We start from the raw sequence: 19,039 nt of genomic DNA on the forward strand, positions 1-19,039 counted from the left end.
CTATGCCGCATCGATCCTATTTGATATAGTGCGCGAATGATCAATCGGGTCATTCTTCTCGTCATTGATGGGTTCGGCATAGGCGCATTGCCGGATGCGGGGGCTTACGGCGATGACCAGGCCGATACCATCCGCCATTTGGCCGATGCGGTCGGTGGACTGAGTCTGCCCAATCTTGAGTCGCTTGGTCTTGGACATGTTGCGCCTATTAAAGGGGTGCGCTCCATGGCGCAACCAAGCGGCTGTTTTGGCCGCCTCGGTTTTTCATCGAGGGGGAAAGACTCTGTGGTAGGGCACTGGGAGCTCAGCGGGGTCATTGTGAACGATGAGACGACCGTCTGTCGATCGGGTATTCCGGCCGCGATGATGGCAGTGATCGAGAGGATCGTGGGTCGAAAGACGATCGGGAACACCATCGCGTCCATGGCTACCGCGTTACGGGAATATGGCCCGTCGCACGTCACCACAAAATCTCCAATCATATGGACCGATGGGGATAATACGTGCTTTCTGGCGGTTCATGAAACGATGATGTCCACAGCCGACTTACAGCAGCGCTGCCGCGAGATTCGGAAGGCGCTGAAAGATGCCGGAGTGCGGATTCGTGTCGTTGCGCAACCGGTGACAGGTGAGCCCGGCGCGCTTCAGGCTTCCAAGGGCCGGAGAGATTTTGTGTCGGAACCATCGGGTTTGACGATGTTGGACGTCCTGAATCGATCAGGCCAGATTACGATGGGGATTGGGAAAGCCTACGACCTGTTCAGCGGTCGTGGATTTACGAAATCGTTCGCGGTCTATTCCCCCATGGCGGCTTTCGATGAAGTAATCGGCATGTTGAACAAGGTGCCGCGAGGTCTTCTCTATGCGACGCTCGATCTGTTTCCTGAGGAGCTGACGCGGGCTTCAACGGCATTGGAAGCGTTCGATCGCCGGTTGCCTGATCTCTTCGAGAAGTTGCGCGTCGGAGACTTGGTGATCGTGACCGGTGATCATGGGCGTGATCTTTCACTCCCGGGGAAGATGCCGACTCGAGAATATGTGCCCGTGTTCGTGACCAGCCCTAAACTGGCGCAAGGCGTAGACTTAGGAAGTAGACAGACGGCCGCGGATGTGGCGCAGACGGTGGTCGAGGCGCTTCGAGCCGAACGGTTGCCTGTAGGTGACAGTTTTTTGGATGCCCTTAGGCCGGGATAGCGAAGAGAGAGAAGGAGAAGCGATGTCCTCTGAGCAACGATTAAAGCAGTTAGGTCTGGAGCTGCCGGCTCCGCCGAAACCTGTGGCGAACTATGTGCCGGTGGTCAAGAGCGGTAACCTGTTGTTTCTCTCCGGGGTACTGCCCTCGCGCGACGGCCAGCTCATGATGACCGGCAAGCTTGGGGAAGGCCTCACGGTCGAGCAGGGGATGGAGGCGGCGAAAGCGGCGGTGTTGAACGGCTTAAGCATTATTCGAAGCGTGACCGGATCACTGGATCAGGTCACACAGATCGTCAAGATGGTCGGCTATATCGCCTCTGCTCCTGGTTTTGCCGATCAGCCTCAAGTACTCAACGGCGCGTCGGACCTACTTGTATCGGTGTTCGGGGACGCAGGCCGTCACGCGCGCGTCGCCGTCGGTGCCGCGGAATTGCCGCGACATGCTCCGGTTGAGATCGAATTGGTCGTCCAAGTCGCTTCCTAAGTCAGCCTTGACTCTTTAAAAAATCACTTGTTAAAGTCGAGCATGTTTCAGGTAGAGCTGTTCGACCACTCTTTCGTTCGCCCATAGGCTATCCATGACCATCATGCGAAACAGATACACGACGATGCTTTTTGTCTGGTTCTCGCTCCTAACATTGGAAGGAACCGCAGTATCGGCTGCCGCCGGCAAGGCCTCGATAGAATTGTCCTCCCAGTCAGCCACGCTCGGCGCAACAGTGACTCTCAGTGGAAAATTTGGAAATTTCAAATCCACCCAATTCAACAAAGTGACGTTTAATGGGGTGCCTTCGCTGGTACAGCGATGGGAACCGGACCTCATCGAGGTGAAGGTCCCATTCAAAGCGACCACAGGTCCTGTGGAAGTGCTGATAGGAAAGAAAAAGTTGCCGGCCGGACTGATGACCATTGTTGCTCCTCGGATTGAAGCCGTTACACCCGGGGAAGTCGAGCGTGGTGCCACACTTCTGATCACCGGTCACCATTTCGGCCTTTCGGCCGGCGCACGCGATCCCAACACGATGTTCGGCGTGAATGACGTCACAGTCGGCGGGGTCGTGGTACGGCCGCGCCGATGGAAAGACGACAAGATCGAGCTTGAAATTCCGACGAACGCCGTAAGCGGAGAGGTGGCCGTTCGGCTGGCCTCGTCTGATCCGCTGCCTGACGGGTCGTGTTGCGCGCCGGTCGAGTATCTCGTGAGCAACGCTGTCCCCCTGACGCTGATCCCATCCGTACGAGTGGATCCGGTCGCCGGGCCTGTCGGGACGAAAGTCGTGTTGTTCGGCCACGGATTCGGGAATGCAAAAACGTCGAATGATGCCGTGCTGATCGGTGGGCAGCCGGCGACGATCGCTCAGTGGAAAGAGGACGTCATCGTTCTCCATGTGCCGATCGGCGCCAAATCCGGTCCGCTGACTCTCAAGCAAGGTGGACGAGAGCGGGTGCTCGCACAATTTACCGTCCATGTTCCCCGAACCACCTCTATAAGTCCGGCGAGCGCTCCCATCGGGACGTTGCTGCGCATCAATGGCGAGCACTTTGGGTTTTACTCCGAGAGCGGGTCGACGCCGTACAACTTCATGGATTTCAATACCGGTGAGAATCGAGTCGAAATCGGCGGTGTGCCGGCGGTCATCTATCGCTGGAACGACGACCGTATCGATGTCTGGGTCCCGTACAGCGCAAAGAGCGGCAAGGTCGTCATTTACCGCAGCGCCAACAAGCCGAATGCGGAGGGTCTCTGTTGCGCCGAACGGGGAACCGTGGAGATCGAGGCCGGGGAGTTCAGCCTCGTCACGCCGGTCATCGAGTCGTATGATCCGAAGGCAGCCGGGTTGGATGCTACCGTAACGATAAAGGGAAGCGGGTTCGGGACCTTTCTGAAGACAGCAGAACATGCCGATCTGGGGCTCAACCAGAAGGCCTATAAGCGGCGATCCGACATAGAAATCAACGAGCCTGATGAGAATACCACGGTTGTATCGAACGTCTCACGGACTGAAGTCCTGTTCAATGGCACAGCGGCGGTGGTGCAGTCCTGGACCGATCAAGAAATCGTGGTTAAGGTTCCGCATCGCAATCTTTACGGAATCGGAAAGAAGGGTGAGTTTTTTGATAACCTGGCGACCGGTCCGCTGGTCGTTCGCCGGGGGTCGTGGGACGTGCTTTCCGACGGGACCTGCTGCTCGCCGAAGAAATGGCTGACGCTCGAGGCCGGCGAATTCACGATCGAAGCGAAGGGCCTTCCTGACACAGGCTACTGGGATAACAACAGACCCGATGCGAGCACCAATCAATAATGCGGCTCCGGTTCCATCTCGGTAGTGTGCATGGGTATCCATCCCTTTCTTCCATTTTCCTCCTCGCCGCGACGCTGACGATTCCTCAAGTAGCCGGGAGCGCAGACTCCAATCTTTTCGTCACGACTCAAGCCAGCAACACGAAGTCAACGTTGATGAGTATTCAGTTTCGTACACCACAACATGGTTGGGCTGTGGGGAGCGGGGGGACGATACTGAAGACAACCGACGGCGGGAAGAAATGGAAGCGAGTGACGAGCGGAACCGCCGCTCTATTGACCTCCGTGTTGTTCATCGACTCATCCAAGGGCTGGGTCACCGGTGCAGGAGGACTGCTACGATACACGGTGAATGGGGGAGAGTCATGGGGCACACAGTCGCTCGACACTCAACAGCCTTTGTACGGAGTTTATTTCCCATCTCCCAGTATCGGTTGGGCGGTGGGCGGAGGCGGCACGATTTTACACACGGTCGACGGCGGTGAACATTGGGTTGAGCAAGTAAGCGGTACGACAGCGGCCCTCTATGCGGCGCACTTTCTCAATGATCGGAAGGGGACGATCGTCGGCGCGTTGGGGACCGTCCTTTCGACAGACGATGGGGGTACTACTTGGAGACCACAAGCCACGCAAGATGCCGTCACGCTTTTTGATGTCTTCTTCACGGATCCTTCGACGGGCTGGGCAGTCGGCAACGCGGGCGCCTTGTTTCAGACGACGGATGGCGGGGCCAAGTGGGTTGATCAAACCTTGCCGTGCGGTAAGACCTGCACAAAGATCATCGATCTGTTGAAGATTCGATTCGTAAGTCAGCAAGAAGGTTGGATTGTTGGTGAGCGCGGAATGTTGTACCGGACTACCGACGCCGGCCTCACTTGGAGCGAAGGGAAATCAATTGCCCCTGCCTCGCTCTTCGGTCTCAGTTTCCCTGATGCCACGCGTGGATGGGCCAGTGGAGAGAACGGGATCATCGTTCAGCTGCGCCTAGGACGCTAGTCGCTTATCTTATAGTCGAGGTTCCACGCTCCTCCCGTCAAAGAAACACTTCTCACAGCGGGAAGTCCAGTACCGCGTATCAGTTCGGTCGCTATCTCCAACCCGGTTGTTTAAAATACTACCCAACGTGTCAAGAAACAGTCCCGGTCGTGAGTAGCAGCCTACCCCTGTGAACGATTCAGGAATGAACGATCTGTTGTCCAATGTTTGCCCTCTGGCGCGGCAAGCGCCAAGAGCAGGCTTTTGTATCAAACAAGATCTGCTGATCCTGTTCCTGGGTCTTGTTGCTGTGTGTTTCGCTGGCGATGCAAGAGCGGCGCATGAAGGCCATGACGGGAAGCTTGAGGTAGAACGCCATGATCCCTCCGGATCGGGCTATGAGATTTCGGGTCTCTCCTTCCGAGTATTTGTGGATCGAGGCACGGAAGGGGCGGTCGGTGGATCTCTCGATGAGGCTGGAGCCAATTCGGCTCTCCGGACGGTCATCGAGACCTTCGCCTATCTCAATCAGCGTCGACACAACTATCCACGATTCGACGAAGCGGTGAGCAGAGGCTTGCTCGATCGTGTCATCATTCAACCGAGTGTGCGCAATCATGAGGGAAGATCCTTTCCTTTTCTGGTTGTGCGAACAGTGGAGCCTGGTCGGGTCAGACTGTTGGTCAGTGCCTCGTCCATGAAAGAAGGAGGGTTCCTCGGAGCGGCTGAACAGTTTGCGCCGGTGGTGGCGCGAGAGTTTCAATGGGTGGTCAGTAAGGCAGATACCGCTCAGAAGCCGAAGTCCGCCTTCATCGAACGAGATCTCCCGCATGCACCTATTGGGACAGACCAGAACATCAAGATACTCTCCGGTGAAGAACGGGTACGGCTACTGCAGCGGCTCTTCGAGACATACTTGCGGACGGTAGACGATTTGCGGAGTCTGGAGGGGCAGCCTTACTACGAGATCGGCAGCACCGCCTTGGTTGCTCCAAGTCAGCCGGACTCCACGGCGAGGTTCTACGATATCCGGATTCGCGAAGCCCTGCAGAAGATCGTGCGTGACCCCTTATTTTTGGATCGCACGCCATTGGCCGTGACGAGCCTCCTGAACGGAACGATCTGGAATGTGGCGTTCGTCAAGATCGATCAGCGCGATTGGGCCACCAGGACCAGAGTGTTGCCTGCTGATAAGGCCGTGAAGGTTGGGGAATCCGGACGGGTGATTCAACCTGCAGCGGTCCTGGTCAATCTCCATAGAGCGGCGGCGCCGGACGACCTCTATTATGCCGACACGAAGCAGCTCCCGATGGGCGCGCTGTCCACCGACCAATTGGCGCTCGTCATTGCCAAGGAGATCCAGCAGAACATCGTGGAGAAATCACAGACCGGTCATGTCGCTCAAGATGCGCTCACCGCACCACAATAGTACCGCGTCAGGGCGCAGTCGGAAGAACGACTTAAAGTAGATAGGGCACACCAAGAACTCCTCCAAACTTGATCATTGTTACATCGGTGTTAACCGGCGTCAGTTCTAGGCTGACAGCCATTCTTCATCTTCCAAGATTCACGCCTTTCGATCAGTCTTATGGTATAAGACAAACGTGTCACCTTCGCCGTCCTCGTCTGCGATGAAGCATGCATAAGGCGATGCAGGGTCGGCGATTCCTCCAATCATGAGAGGGGATTCACGGTGTCTGACGTGACAAGGATGGTTCGGCACTTTCGCCAGATCCTGCTCTGGCCGATGCAATTGACACCCATCCGTGAGGATGCGCCGATCCAAAAACACTGGGAGCTGTTGCAGGCCACCGATTCGGGCAATCCCTGGCGAGAGGTGGTTGATGAATTCACCGGCGATCCCCGCCAGTTTCAGGAACGACATTACAGCGAGTTCGTGACATTCCTGCCCTATGTGCAGCGATTCCTATACGGAGAGGGTAAGGGGACCAGCTTTGATGTGCATGAGGAGTCGGCGATCCGGGTCTTTCGTCGAGATGACGTCGCCAAGGTGCGGATGACATTTCCCGGTTCCGATGCGGCGCCCGAGACCTTTACCGTGGCGCACGTGGACCTGTATTTTTTTTACGATATCGATGTGGCGATCCTGGTGGTGGAGATCTACGCCGACGATCTGCCGTTGTCGCGGGTCCAGAACTCGCTCTTTCGCTTCGGCCGGTGTTATCCCACCTATTGGGAGCCGGATGGGCATGGCGGTCATTGCCCGAAGCACGTGGAATGGCTCTCCTCGGACGGCAAGGTGCTCGCGGTCTCGGACTATGATGACCGAGAAAAATACCTTTCCTTCGTGTGCCGGCATCGCTCGCTCAGTCTGGCCTCTCATTGGGAATTTCTGCTCGAACCGCTGGTGCTTCACCATTCGGAGAAAAAGGGCCTGATTCGGTATCGACAGATCGAATACCATCTGATGCCGGTGATGGCCTATCTCACCATGGACGACCCGGGGGCGCTGACGAGAGCGGAGTTCACACGAGTGGGATTGGCCGCGGCCCCTGGCCGATCCGACGTGTTGCCCTTTTCAGAACGCTATCTCCACGACTTCGAGGAGCGACATTGTTACGATCGTTATTGGAACGGGCAGGGGAAGGATTCGTCGGGCGCCCGCTTCATGTGCACCGGCCGCGTGTTTACGATGGTGGGGGAGTCCGGAGAGCCGGCATTTGAGGACCGTAAGACCAATCTTGAGCAGTTCCGCCATGAATATTTTCTGCTGTTCCTGATCCCGCATTTTCACAAGGCCGCGCTCTTGATGCTGACGAATCGTCTGGTGGAGGCGATGAATCAGCTCGACATCACGAAGCTCGATTCGGTTCGGCAGTTCCGCCGCGTGATTCGCCAAACGTTGGGCATTTTTTTGCGGTTCACCCATCGCTACTGGTCCCACCAAGTTTCGGATCACGGGCAAGTGAAGGAACTGTATCGTATGATCAGCGAGCATCTGGGCACCGATCGGCTGTATGCCGAACTCCGATCGGAGCTTGAGGATATGAGCCAGTACCTCGACAGCGATGCGTTGCGCCGGCAAGGCGAGACGATGGTGCGCCTGACCGTCGTGGCCACGGTCGGATTGATCGGTGTGGCGACGACCGGTGTGCTCGGTATGAACCTGTTTGCGCTCGGAGAAGAGCCGCCCATGCTGCGGCTCGGGTATTTTTTGCTGGTCCTGATTCCCGTCATCGGCGTGACGCTGTATACCGTGCTGAAGTCGAGACGGCTGTCGGATTTTCTGGAGACCCTTGCCGCGGAGCATCGGTCGTCCAGAGAGAAGTTGGCGGCCGTGCTGGCAGTGTGGAAGACCAAACACGGACGGGATTCCTAACCGCGCTTATTCTACTCCCAAAATATGCCGCCCCACCTCAACGAATGACGTCATGTTCGATTCGATCACTCTGTTGCTGTCCGGCGACATGACACGAAGAACTTCTCGATGTCGTCCATGACCGACACTTGCTGTGGGTTCCACCATGTCAATGCTCCGAGCAGGTCCGTGTGATCGACGCCAGGGTAGATGATTGATCGTACGCAACCGCCTCGTTCTCTGATGCGTTGCTCAAGTTTTTCAAGATTGGTGGGTTTCACCGCCGTATCTTTGTCGCCGTATAACAGCAGCATCGGCGGTTGTGTTCCGTCAATGAAAGTGGTGACCTGCATGCTTGGGTAGTTGTTCGGCGGGCCGAACATATCTTCCAGGTCCGGCTCATCCGGCGTAAAGGCATAGGGGCCTGCCAGACCGATAAAATCATGAATGATAAGGGAGCGATCTTTCCCTTCGTCGGCCAAGTAAGAGGGAGCGGCCGCGACCAACGCGCCGATATGAGCTCCGGCGGAATGCCCCATCAGATGAATCCGTGCAGGGTTGCCTTGCCACTCGGCGATATGGTCGTAAACCCAGGAGAGAGCCTTGGCGCTGTCTTGGACGAACGCTGGAAAACGCACGTGGGGATACTTTCTGTAGTCGGGAATGACGACCAGGAATCCTCTGGCGGCAAATGTCGCCCCGATGAACCGATAATCCTCCTTCGTCCCATATGTCCAACGTCCACCGTAGAGGAACACGATCACATCGAATTGCTTCCCATTGGTATCGGTAGGCAGATACAGATCGAGTTTCTGCAAAGGCTCAGAGCCATATGCCAGATCATGCTCAACAGTCATCTCGGCTAAGTGGGTGGGAAGATTGGCGGCGGTGAAGGCCGCTTGTGTGCAGGCCGAGGTCGCCAGGAGTGAGCCAAAAACCATGATTCGAAACCACCCGCCGTTCAAGCCTCTCATTGAATCATCCCGTTAGGTCACGCGATTCGAGGTTCTTCATTGATCTCATACACCACGACCGAGGTCGCACCGACCTCGAGTGCTTGACACTGATAGAGTGGTTCAGTACAATTTGTAAACCTTTAACGCTCATCCAGTGAGGTGAGCAAGGAGTAAATGATGAATCACAGTCCGGCCTTGGCCGGTTTTAACTGGACCTTCTCACACACTGCGGTGAGGAGGTTTTTTTGTGCTCAAAATCCGAATCTGCTCGTGCGGTCACGCTGACCATGACGACTCCCGCGAACAAATCGACAGAACGAAAAGACGAGAAGCTGATCATGGATGCCGGGGACATCTCCCGCGCCATGATACGCATCGCACACGAGATTGTGGAGCGCAACAAAGGGGTGAAGGACTTGGCGCTGGTCGGTATACGGACGGGCGGCGTGCATCTCGCTCATCGGCTCGTCAAGCGTATCCAAAGTATCGAAGGTGTCCAAGTGCCGATCGGTGAGTTGGACATTACCTTATATCGTGATGATCTGGCATTGCGGAAGAATCAGCCGATCCTGAGAAAGACTTCCGTGCCCTTCGATATGACGAACAAAGTGGTGGTGCTCGTGGACGATGTCCTGTTTACAGGACGGACGATTCGGGCGGCCATGGATGGACTCATGGATCTCGGACGGCCCGAAGAAATTCAGCTGGCGGTCTTGGTCGATCGCGGCCATCGTCAGTTGCCGATCAAGGCCAATTACATCGGAAAGAACTTGCCGACCTCTCGGGACGAACAAGTTCAAGTGTTACTGGAAGAAGCTCGTGAAGATGACCGGGTGGTCATCTTAAAAGCATAGGGGTTAGGAGAGTGAAACGGAATTCTCATGCAAGGAAGAATCATCCGGCAGAACGTTCAAAGAAGTCGATGCCGAGGCCGCAGTGAGCGAAGCGGCGAGGCGTACGTTGTTCTGTACGTTGAGCCTGTGAGCGATGCGAGAACGAAGCCGGCGGCTTCTTTCAACGTCCTGCGAGAGCGGAGGATCTCATGAGCCTCAAACGCAAAGACCTGTTGAGTCTCGCACCGTTATCTGTGGATGAGATCACCCTCATCCTGGAAACGGCGGATTCCTTCAAGGAAGTGACCGGCCGCGAAATCAAGAAAGTGCCGGCTCTCCGAGGCAAGACGGTGGTGAATCTTTTCTTTGAGCCGAGTACGAGAACCCGTACGTCTTTTGAGCTGGCGGCCAAGCGACTGAGCGCCGACGTGATCAACTTTTCTCCCTCCTCCAGCAGCGTAGTGAAGGGGGAGACGCTGCTCGACACGGCTCGGAATATCGAAGCGATGCAGGCCGACATCATCGTCCTGCGTCATTCCTCGGCCGGTGCCGCTGAAACGCTGGCGCATGGCGTCAAGTCATCCGTCATCAACGCTGGCGATGGGTGGCATGAACACCCGACACAGGCGCTGCTCGATTTGTACACGATCCGGCAACGAGGAATGAATTTTCGGGGGCTGCGTGTGGCGATCGTTGGAGATGTGTCGCACAGTCGCGTGGCGCGCTCCAACATTTATGCGCTCACCAAGCTTGGCGCCGAAGTTCGGCTGGTGGGCCCGCCGACGATGATGCCCTGCGGCGTCGAAAAGCTGGGAGCGAAAGTGTACTACGATATGGATGAAGGTCTTCGCGGGACGAACGTCATTATGATGCTTCGTCTCCAGTTGGAGCGACAGGGACGCGCCCTGTTTCCCACGATCCGGGAGTACTCCCGGCTCTATGGCTTGACCGCCGAACGAGTGCGGCTGGCCGACACCGGAGCTATCGTCATGCATCCGGGTCCGATTAATCGGGGAGTGGAAATTGCGCCGGATGTCGCTGATAGCTTGTCTTCGGTGATTCTGGACCAGGTGGCGAACGGGGTTGCGGTGCGAATGGGAATTTTGTACCTCATGTCAGGAGTAAATTGAGGATGCCGCAAAAGCCCTCCACCATGGTCCTCACATCTATCAAGCCTTACATTAACTTATGCTGATAACCAATTAAGAGTGAGGATTGTATTGTGTCGATCCTGATCAAGGGTGGTCGTGTCATTGACCCAGATAGATTCGTCGGAGTAGCCGACGTGCTGATCGATAGCGGCAAGATTGCCGCGCTGGGTCCGAATCTTTCGGCGCCGGTAGGTAGCAAGACTTTTCAAGCCGACGGGAAGCTTGTGATGCCCGGGTTCGTTGATTTGCACGTCCACTTTCGGGAGCCTGGATTCGAGTACAAGGAAACGATTCAGAGCGGCAGTGCCGCAGCCGTCGCGGGTGGATTTACGACCGTCTGTTGCATGCCCAACACGAACCCGGTGAACGACAATCAAGCCGTCACCGAATTTATTCTGGAACGGGCTCGGCTGGCTGGTCTGGCAAACGTGCTGCCGGTCGGCGCCATTACGAAAGGGTCGGAAGGCAAGGAACTGGCGGAGATCGGTGACTTACGGCGGTCCGGCTGCGTTGCGATTTCAGACGACGGCAAGCCCGTGATGAACAGTCTGGTCATGCGGCGAGCGATGGAATATGCCCTGGCATTCGATCTCACAGTCGTGGACCATTGCGAAGATCTGCACCTGGCAGAGGGCGGTTGCATGAATGAGGGGTTGATCTCGACCGAGCTCGGATTGCCGGGTATTCCCGCAGCGGCCGAGGATGTGATGGTTGCGCGCAATCTTTCGCTGTCGGAATTGACCGGGGCGCGTCTGCATCTCGCGCATATCAGCACCGCCGGGTCGGTCCGAATGGTACGGGAGGCAAAAGCGCGTGGCATCCATGTGACGGCGGAAGCCTGTCCCCATCACTTCATGCTCACGGAAGAGCTGGTGCGCGGCTACAACACTCACGCGAAGATGAATCCGCCGCTTCGCACATGGGCTGATGTTCAGGCGATCAAGGAAGGATTGCGAGACGGCACCATCGATGTCATCGCGACCGACCATGCGCCCCATGCCACGCAGGAGAAGCAGCAGGATTTTACCGAGGCCCCATTCGGGATTGTCGGACTCGAGACGGCACTGCCGTTGACGTTGGGATTGGTGGAGGAAGGGGTTCTGTCGCTGGAGCAAGCGGTGCAGAAGCTGACCTCCGCTCCAGCCGCGGCGTTCGGACTTAAGAAAGGCACCCTGGCCGTCGGCGCGGATGCCGATGTGGTGATTGTCGATCCGCAGGAGCAATGGGAGGTAGACCCGGCCAAGTTCCGTTCAAAGAGCCGAAATACACCCTTTGCAGGGTGGAAGGTGAAGGGGCGGGTGACGACCACCATCATCGGTGGTCGACTCGTGTTCGAGGCTGGTGCCGGGGAGCGATAGCACGGTGAGGCGCGTGCCCCGTTGGGGGATGGTCGGCTGTCGCACGCTGGAATGGTTGGCGCTCGCTGTCTGGGTCGGAGGAATGGTCGTATTGAGTGGAGCGGTGATCCCGGCCGTGTTCAATACCTTCGGAGGGCAGGATTCCGGAGGGATGTTTTTGACACGAGCGTTCGAAGGGTACCATCGTTTCGTCATCGGAGCCGGCGTCATTCTCTGTGCCGCCGCATGGCTTCGATGGTGGAGCGGGGATCCAACGGTCGCGGTCAGCCGGAGTGAGATGATTGTGTTGGCCGTCATGGTGGTAATTGCCGGAGGCATTATCGTGGTGCTGCACCCAAACGCCGCCGCTCTTCAAGCGCAGGCATTCGCGGCGAAGGATGAGACAGCTAAGAAGGCGGCGTTGGAGGCGCTGTTTCGTGTGCTGATGCCGATTCGGACGCTGTATATGATCAATCTCGTATTGGGCCTGTTGCTCATCGGCATCAGGGCGAAGTACTCGCTCGACCAGGATGGAAGAGGGCTATGAAAAAAGCATTGCTGGCACTGGCAGACGGAACCGTGTTCGAAGGCCGTGCGCTTGGCTTTGAAGGCGAAGCGCTCGGAGAAGTCGTCTTCAACACGGCCATGACCGGCTATCAAGAAATACTGACTGATCCGTCGTACAAAGGGCAGATCATTACGATGACCTGTCCGCAAATCGGCAACTATGGCGTGACGCCGGAAGACGTGGAATCCCGTCGATCATGGGCGGAAGGGTTTGTGGTCATGGAAGCCAGCCGCCTTGTCAGTAACTGGCGGAGCAAGCACACTCTTCAAGAGTCATTGATGGAGGCGAAGGTCGTCGCGATCGAGGGAATCGATACCAGAGCCTTGACGAGACACCTGCGCGAACATGGGTCACAACAGGGAGTCATCACACATCTTGATCTCGATCATGAACGGGCGGTCGGCCGAGCTCGGCAGGCTCCAAGCATCATCGGTCGGGATTTGGCCGCCGAAGTGACATGCACGCACGCATATGAGTGGACGGCGGGAACCGAGGATTGGGTACCGGTGCCCACTGCGAACGGTCGGGATAAGGAAAGCTCTCGGAGATGGCACGTCGTTGCCTATGACTTCGGTATCAAACACAATATCCTCAGGCGATTGGTCGATGTCGGTTGCCGCGTGACGGTCGTGCCCGCCGCAACATCTGCGGCAGAAGCCGAGGCACTCCAGCCGGACGGCATTTTCCTCTCAAACGGTCCGGGTGATCCTGAGGGCGTTCCCTATGCGGCCCGGGCGGTGGAGCAGCTGATCGGGCGCTATCCGATCTTCGGCATTTGTTTGGGGCATCAGATTCTCGGTTTGGCGTTCGGCCTCAAAACATACAAATTGAAATTCGGTCACCATGGAGCCAATCATCCCGTCATGGATCTTCGCACGAGAAAGGTCGAAATTACCTCGCAGAACCATAATTTCGCGGTGCACGGTCCTGCGTCTCTGCTGGAAGTCCCGAAGGTTCCTCCGGTGATCGACACGCGGTTCGGAACACTCTCGCTCACCCACGTCAGCTTGAATGATCACTCGGTTGAAGGGATGGTGTGTCTCGATCATCCGGTCTTTTCGGTCCAATATCACCCGGAGGCGGCACCGGGTCCGCATGATGCCGCCTACTTGTTCGATGAATTTGTGCGACTCATGGAGAATCATCATGCGTAATCATATTGTGATGGGAGTGTTTGGACTGTTGCTGTCCGGCTGTACGTTCAACTTTCCACTGTTTCCCGGTCCCGGGCCTTTGCAAGAAGCCCAGGTGGATGGAACGGGAAAGGCCAAGGTGCTGCTGGTCGAGATCTCCGGAATGATCAGTTCTCAGGAGAAGGAGGGATTCCGGCCCATCCCCAGTATGATTGCGAGCGTGAAAGAACAGCTGACACGCGCGGCAAAGGATGAGAACGTCAAAGCCGTCGTGCTCCGCATCAACACGCCTGGGGGAACGGTGACGGCGTCGGATATTATTTATCACGAACTCAAGACGTTCAAAGCGACTCGGAAGATCCCGATTATCGCCTCTATCATGGACCTGGGGACGTCGGGCGGGTACTATATTGCAGCAGCCGCTGACACGGTGATGGCCCACCCTTCGTCCGTGACCGGGAGCATCGGCGTCATCATGCTCACGATGAACGCGCGGGGGCTGTTGGAAAAAGTGGGAGTCGAGGCGACGGCGGTCACATCGGGACCACGCAAGGACATGGGCTCACCGTTTCGGACCATGACGACGGAAGAACGGGCGATCTTTCAGGGATTGATCGATTCGTTTTATCAGCGATTCTTGACCATCGTGCAGGAGGGCCGCTCCAACTTGCAGATGGAGCAGATCAAGCGCTTGGCGGACGGGCGGATTTATACCGGCGAGCAGGCAAAAGCGGCTGGTTTAGTCGATGAAATCGGCTACCTGGAAGATGCCGTTGAGTTAGCCAAGAAGAAAGCCGGGCTGACGGAAGCCCGGGTCGTGACGTATCAACGTCCCGGTGAGTATTCCAACAATATGTATTCCAAGATGCTGGCGCCCGGCGGATTGGCGGGTCTCGCCGATCTCGACCTGATGTCGTTCGTCAAAGGGGGAACCCCGCAATTCATGTACTTGTGGATGCCGTAGGAAAGAGCGCCGATCTCATGCCTGGTACTATAATGATGATCGGCTTCGATGTAGGGAATTGGGATGGCGCAGCACGAAGGTCAGGAGACCGACATCGTATTCTCGAGATCCATCGGTCGGCGCGCGCTGATTCTGCACGGCGTTCGAGGGATACTGGGGTTGTCTTGCCTCCTGAGGATGGGGGCAGCAGGCGGCCTATTCTCGGCCCTGGCGGGGTGTGTTCGCGCCCCGGGAACGGCGCGTGATCAGTTTATCTACATCTCCGAGGAGAAAGAAATTGCGATGGGTATTGGCGCATATAGGGAGTTGCTGCGCCAAGCTCCGGTCAGCGAGGACCTTGAATTGAACGAGGTGGTCAACCGGGTCGGCAATCGCATTGCCGCCGTCGCCCATAAACCCGAATATCAATGGGAGTTCGCTGTCATTCGGGATGATCGCACGATCAACGCATTCGCTCTCCCGGGCGGCAAGGTGGCCGTCTTCACGGGGATTTTGAAGATCACCAAGAATGAAAACGGCTTGGCGACCGTGATCGGGCACGAAGTGGCGCATGCGCTTCAGCGCCACGGGGCGGAGCGCTACAGTCGGGGGATTCTCGAAACGGTCGGACAACTCGGCGCCCTTGCCGCCGGGGCTGCCGCCGGCCGTCCGGACGCCGCCATGGCTGCCATGAGCGCATATGGGGTAGGGGTGTCATTACCGTTTGGCCGAAAACAGGAATCGGAAGCCGACTACATCGGACTCCGATTGATGGCGCAGGCCGGTTATGACCCTCGTGAGGCGGTGCCTTTTTGGGAACGGATGAGCGGGTGCCCCCGGCAAATGATCGACAAGGTCTGCTTTCGATCGCAGCACAATATCCCGGAATTTCTATCTACTCACCCTTCCGATCTGGCGCGCATCAACCAGATCGAAAGCTGGCTCCCTGAGGCCTTGAAATATTACCACGCAGCGCACGGGGACGAGGGGCCCTCTCCGACTCCCTATCAGCCGAAGATTGGGCCTGTGCTTCCATCCAGCTGATCCGACTATCACGAGACACTATGCCAAAACGGACGGACATTCAGTCAATCCTCATGATCGGTTCCGGTCCGATCGTCATCGGTCAAGCGTGTGAGTTCGACTATTCCGGTACCCAGGCCTGCAAGGCGCTCAAGGCGGAAGGCTATCGCGTCATCCTTATCAACAGTAATCCGGCGACGATCATGACGGATCCGGAAATGGCCGATCGAACGTATGTGGAGCCGATTACCTTGGATGTGCTTGAAAGGGTGATCGACCGCGAGCGCCCCGATGCGTTGTTACCGACGATGGGCGGGCAAACGGCTCTCAATGCCACCATGGGGTTGGTCAAGCGAGGGGTGCTTGGGAAGTATAACGTCTCGCTCATCGGCGCCTCGGCGGAGGCCATTCATAAAGCAGAGGATCGGGAAGCGTTCAAACAGGCGATGCAACGAATCGGTCTGCGAGTACCGAAGAGCGGGACCGCGCACACTCGACAGGAGGCCGTCGCCATCCTGGAAACGGTCGGTTTTCCGGCGATCATTCGGCCATCGTTTACGATGGGGGGGACCGGGGGAAATATCGCCTACAATCGGGAGGAATTCGAGAAGCTGATCGATTGGGCGCTGGCCATGAGTCCGGTCAGCCAAGTGCTGATCGAGGAATCGGTCATCGGGTGGAAAGAGTATGAGCTCGAGGTCATGCGCGACCTAAAAGACAATGTCGTGATCATATGTCCCATTGAGAACTTCGACCCGATGGGCGTGCACACGGGAGACAGCATCACCGTCGCGCCTGCGATGACGCTGACCGACAAAGAATATCAACGGATGCGGGACGCGGCGCTTCGAATCATCCGAGAGATCGGGGTCGATACGGGAGGATCGAACATTCAGTTCGGCATCAATCCGGCAAACGGCGAGATGGTGGTCATTGAAATGAATCCACGGGTGTCTCGGAGTTCCGCATTGGCGTCGAAGGCGACCGGATTTCCGATCGCCAAAATCGCCGCCAAGCTCGCGATCGGTTATACGTTGGATGAGATCACCAACGACATCACCGGAGTGACCAAAGCGTCTTTTGAACCGGCGATCGACTATGTCGTGGTCAAGATTCCGCGCTTTGCGTTTCAGAAGTTTAAGGGAGCCGATCCGACGTTGACCACGCAGATGAAGTCTGTCGGTGAGGTCATGGCGATCGGGCGCACATTTAAGGAGTCCTTGCAGAAGGCCATTCGCTCTCTGGAGTTGGACCTCGACGGATTAGTCTCACGGTTCGGACTCGATCGAGGTATCCCGGCTGAGTTTGACCGTCAAGCCGCGGCCGACAAGCTGGGCCGTATGCTGCGCACACCGCTTCCGGAACGACTCTGGTACCTGGCCGACGGCATGCGGATGGGATTGACGAATGAAGAGCTGTTCGCGACGACAAAGGTCGACCCCTGGTTTCTGGAGCAAGTGAGAGAGTTGGTCGATTTCGAGCGGAAGCTGGTCGAGCATGCCGCCATCCCTGATGTCGTTCTGAGCGGTGGATTACTCTGGAACGCCAAGGAACTTGGATTCTCCGATGATCGGATCGCGCGGTTGCTCGGATGCGAGGCGGAAGCGGTCAGAAAAGCGCGTACGGAGCAAGCGGGGCGAGGGGTCACCTATAAGCGCGTCGATACCTGCGCCGCGGAATTTGAGGCGCAGACGCCGTATCTCTATTCCACCTACGGGCGTGAGTGTGAAGCCCGGCCGTCAGACCGGCAAAAGGTGGTGATTCTCGGTGGAGGTCCCAACCGAATCGGTCAGGGGATTGAATTCGACTATTGTTGCGTCCACGCGGCGATGGCACTTCGAGAGGAAGCCATCGACACGATCATGGTGAACTGCAACCCGGAAACCGTGAGTACCGATTATGACACGTCGGATCGGCTGTACTTCGAACCGCTGACGCATGAGGACGTGCTCAATATCATCCAGCGCGAACAACCGATCGGAGTGGTCCTGCAGTTCGGGGGGCAGACGCCGTTGAAACTTGCGCTTCCGCTCTCAAGAGCGGGGGTGAAGATTCTCGGGACCAGCCCTGATGCCATCGATCTGGCAGAAGACCGGGAACGCTTTCGAGAGCTTCTGAATAGGCTGGGCTTACGCCAGGCCGAAAGCGGGACGGCTCGATCAGTGGACGAAGCCGTGCAGATTGCCGAAGGGATCGGCTATCCGGTCATGGTACGTCCTTCCTATGTGTTGGGTGGACGGTCGATGCAGATCGTTTACGACCGAGCGGGTCTCCTGGAATACATGCACTCGGCGGTCAAGGCATCACCCAATCATCCCGTGTTGATCGACAGGTATCTCGCGGATGCCATCGAAGTCGATGCCGACGCGATTTCGGACGGTGAAACCGTGGTCGTGGCAGGCATTATGGAACATATTGAGGAAGCCGGCGTCCATTCCGGCGACTCGGCTTGCTCGCTGCCTCCGTATACCTTGGATAAGGATATTGTGCGCGAGATCGAGCGGCAAATGTGCGTGCTGGCGAGGGAACTCGGCGTCGTTGGGCTGATGAACGCGCAGTTTGCCGTTAAGGGCCGGACCATATATGTCCTTGAGGTGAATCCTCGAGGGTCCCGCACTGTGCCCTTCGTCAGTAAAGCGATCGGCGTGCCATTGGCGAAATTGGCCATGAAGGTGATGATGGGAAGAACCCTCACGGAACTGGGCTTTACCGACGCTCCACCGCCGAAGCACTTCTCGGTCAAAGAAGCCGTGTTTCCGTTCAATAAATTTCCCGGTGTCGATGTGCTGCTGGGTCCGGAAATGAAGTCGACCGGGGAGGTGATGGGCATCGATGGTGATTTTGGGTGGGCCTTCGCGAAATCGCAAGCAGGGGCCGGGGCGGTGCTGCCGACGTCGGGTACGGCGTTCATCAGCGTGAAAGAATCCGATCGTCCAGCCGCGCTTGAAGTGGGGCGACACCTGAGTAAGCTTGGGATGCATATCCAGGGGACCAGCGGGACGGCCGAATACTTGCGTCACCATGGTCTTGATGTGGAGGTCGTCAACAAGGTAAACGAGGGGCGGCCGCATATCGTGGACCATATTAAGAACGGTTCGGTGGCCCTTGTGGTCAATACCGTACGGACCGCTTCGGCGCATGTCGACTCATTGTCGATCAGGCGGGAAGCGCTACATCGCGGCATCCCGTATTTTACGACGATGCGAGGAGCCTATGCGGCGGTGATGGGAATCGAAGCGATCATGAAAAAGGATCTGGCGATTCGCACATTGCAAGAATATCATCGGGCGTAAGTCGTTCAGGAG

The 19,039-nt window shown here is 57.0% G+C and carries 15 protein-coding genes; 14 read left to right on the forward strand and 1 reads right to left on the reverse strand.

Annotated elements, in window-relative coordinates; all coding sequences use genetic code 11:
• Positions 1–36 precede the first annotated feature (36 nt).
• The 6 genes from H8K03_00470 (at position 37) to H8K03_00495 (ending at position 7,811) form a co-directional block, all read left to right on the forward strand.
• A complete protein-coding gene (locus H8K03_00470) occupies positions 37–1,194 on the forward strand; it encodes a phosphopentomutase (GenBank protein ID UVT20439.1) in 1,158 nt (385 codons plus the stop codon).
• A 22-nt stretch (positions 1,195–1,216) separates the two neighbouring features.
• Positions 1,217–1,678 carry a RidA family protein gene (locus H8K03_00475; protein UVT20440.1) on the forward strand — a complete coding sequence of 154 codons (462 nt, stop codon included), beginning with the start codon at positions 1,217–1,219 and terminating at the stop codon, positions 1,676–1,678.
• A gap of 103 nt (positions 1,679–1,781) precedes the next feature.
• Positions 1,782–3,497: an IPT/TIG domain-containing protein gene (locus tag H8K03_00480; GenBank protein ID UVT20441.1), complete on the forward strand. Its 1,716-nt coding sequence runs from the start codon at positions 1,782–1,784 to the stop codon at positions 3,495–3,497.
• Positions 3,497–4,492, forward strand: coding sequence for a hypothetical protein (locus tag H8K03_00485; GenBank protein ID UVT20442.1), 996 nt, complete (start codon positions 3,497–3,499; stop codon positions 4,490–4,492). Before H8K03_00480 ends, H8K03_00485 begins: the two co-directional genes overlap by 1 nt.
• Positions 4,493–4,676: 184 nt before the next feature.
• On the forward strand, positions 4,677–5,900 hold the full coding sequence (locus H8K03_00490; GenBank protein ID UVT20443.1) for a hypothetical protein: 1,224 nt from the start codon (positions 4,677–4,679) through the stop codon (positions 5,898–5,900).
• Between the two features lie 282 nt (positions 5,901–6,182).
• A complete protein-coding gene (locus tag H8K03_00495; protein ID UVT22327.1) occupies positions 6,183–7,811 on the forward strand; it encodes a hypothetical protein in 1,629 nt (542 codons plus the stop codon).
• 65 nt (positions 7,812–7,876) lie between these two features.
• Here the strand turns inward: H8K03_00495 and H8K03_00500 are convergent, their stop codons facing one another.
• Positions 7,877–8,764, reverse strand: a complete 888-nt coding sequence (locus H8K03_00500) for an alpha/beta hydrolase (protein UVT20444.1) — start codon at positions 8,762–8,764, stop codon at positions 7,877–7,879.
• A 269-nt stretch (positions 8,765–9,033) separates the two neighbouring features.
• On the opposite strand from H8K03_00500, the gene pyrR reads away from it, so the two are divergent.
• From pyrR to carB, 8 genes are all read left to right on the forward strand, one after another.
• Entirely contained in the window at positions 9,034–9,600 is a 567-nt protein-coding gene (gene pyrR, locus H8K03_00505; GenBank protein ID UVT22328.1) for a bifunctional pyr operon transcriptional regulator/uracil phosphoribosyltransferase PyrR, read from the forward strand.
• A gap of 188 nt (positions 9,601–9,788) precedes the next feature.
• The gene (locus H8K03_00510) at positions 9,789–10,709 is read left to right on the forward strand and encodes an aspartate carbamoyltransferase catalytic subunit (GenBank protein UVT20445.1); all 921 of its coding nucleotides are present in this window, start codon (positions 9,789–9,791) and stop codon (positions 10,707–10,709) included.
• A gap of 92 nt (positions 10,710–10,801) precedes the next feature.
• Positions 10,802–12,088 carry a dihydroorotase gene (locus tag H8K03_00515; GenBank protein UVT20446.1) on the forward strand — a complete coding sequence of 429 codons (1,287 nt, stop codon included), beginning with the start codon at positions 10,802–10,804 and terminating at the stop codon, positions 12,086–12,088.
• Between the two features lie 4 nt (positions 12,089–12,092).
• Positions 12,093–12,614, forward strand: coding sequence for a DUF4149 domain-containing protein (locus H8K03_00520; GenBank protein UVT20447.1), 522 nt, complete (start codon positions 12,093–12,095; stop codon positions 12,612–12,614).
• Positions 12,611–13,789 (forward strand): glutamine-hydrolyzing carbamoyl-phosphate synthase small subunit, encoded by a 1,179-nt coding sequence (gene carA / locus H8K03_00525; protein ID UVT20448.1) that lies wholly within the window; start codon positions 12,611–12,613, stop codon positions 13,787–13,789. The genes H8K03_00520 and carA overlap by 4 nt, the downstream gene beginning before the upstream one ends.
• On the forward strand, positions 13,782–14,732 hold the full coding sequence (sppA, locus tag H8K03_00530; GenBank protein ID UVT20449.1) for a signal peptide peptidase SppA: 951 nt from the start codon (positions 13,782–13,784) through the stop codon (positions 14,730–14,732). Before carA ends, sppA begins: the two co-directional genes overlap by 8 nt.
• A 63-nt stretch (positions 14,733–14,795) precedes the next feature.
• Positions 14,796–15,755: a M48 family metallopeptidase gene (locus H8K03_00535; GenBank protein ID UVT20450.1), complete on the forward strand. Its 960-nt coding sequence runs from the start codon at positions 14,796–14,798 to the stop codon at positions 15,753–15,755.
• Between the two features lie 20 nt (positions 15,756–15,775).
• A complete protein-coding gene (carB, locus tag H8K03_00540) occupies positions 15,776–19,027 on the forward strand; it encodes a carbamoyl-phosphate synthase large subunit (GenBank protein UVT20451.1) in 3,252 nt (1,083 codons plus the stop codon).
• Positions 19,028–19,039: the final 12 nt, after the last annotated feature.

The sequence above is a fragment of the Nitrospira sp. genome (assembly GCA_024760545.1).
Classification (GTDB): Bacteria; Nitrospirota; Nitrospiria; order Nitrospirales; family Nitrospiraceae; genus Nitrospira_D.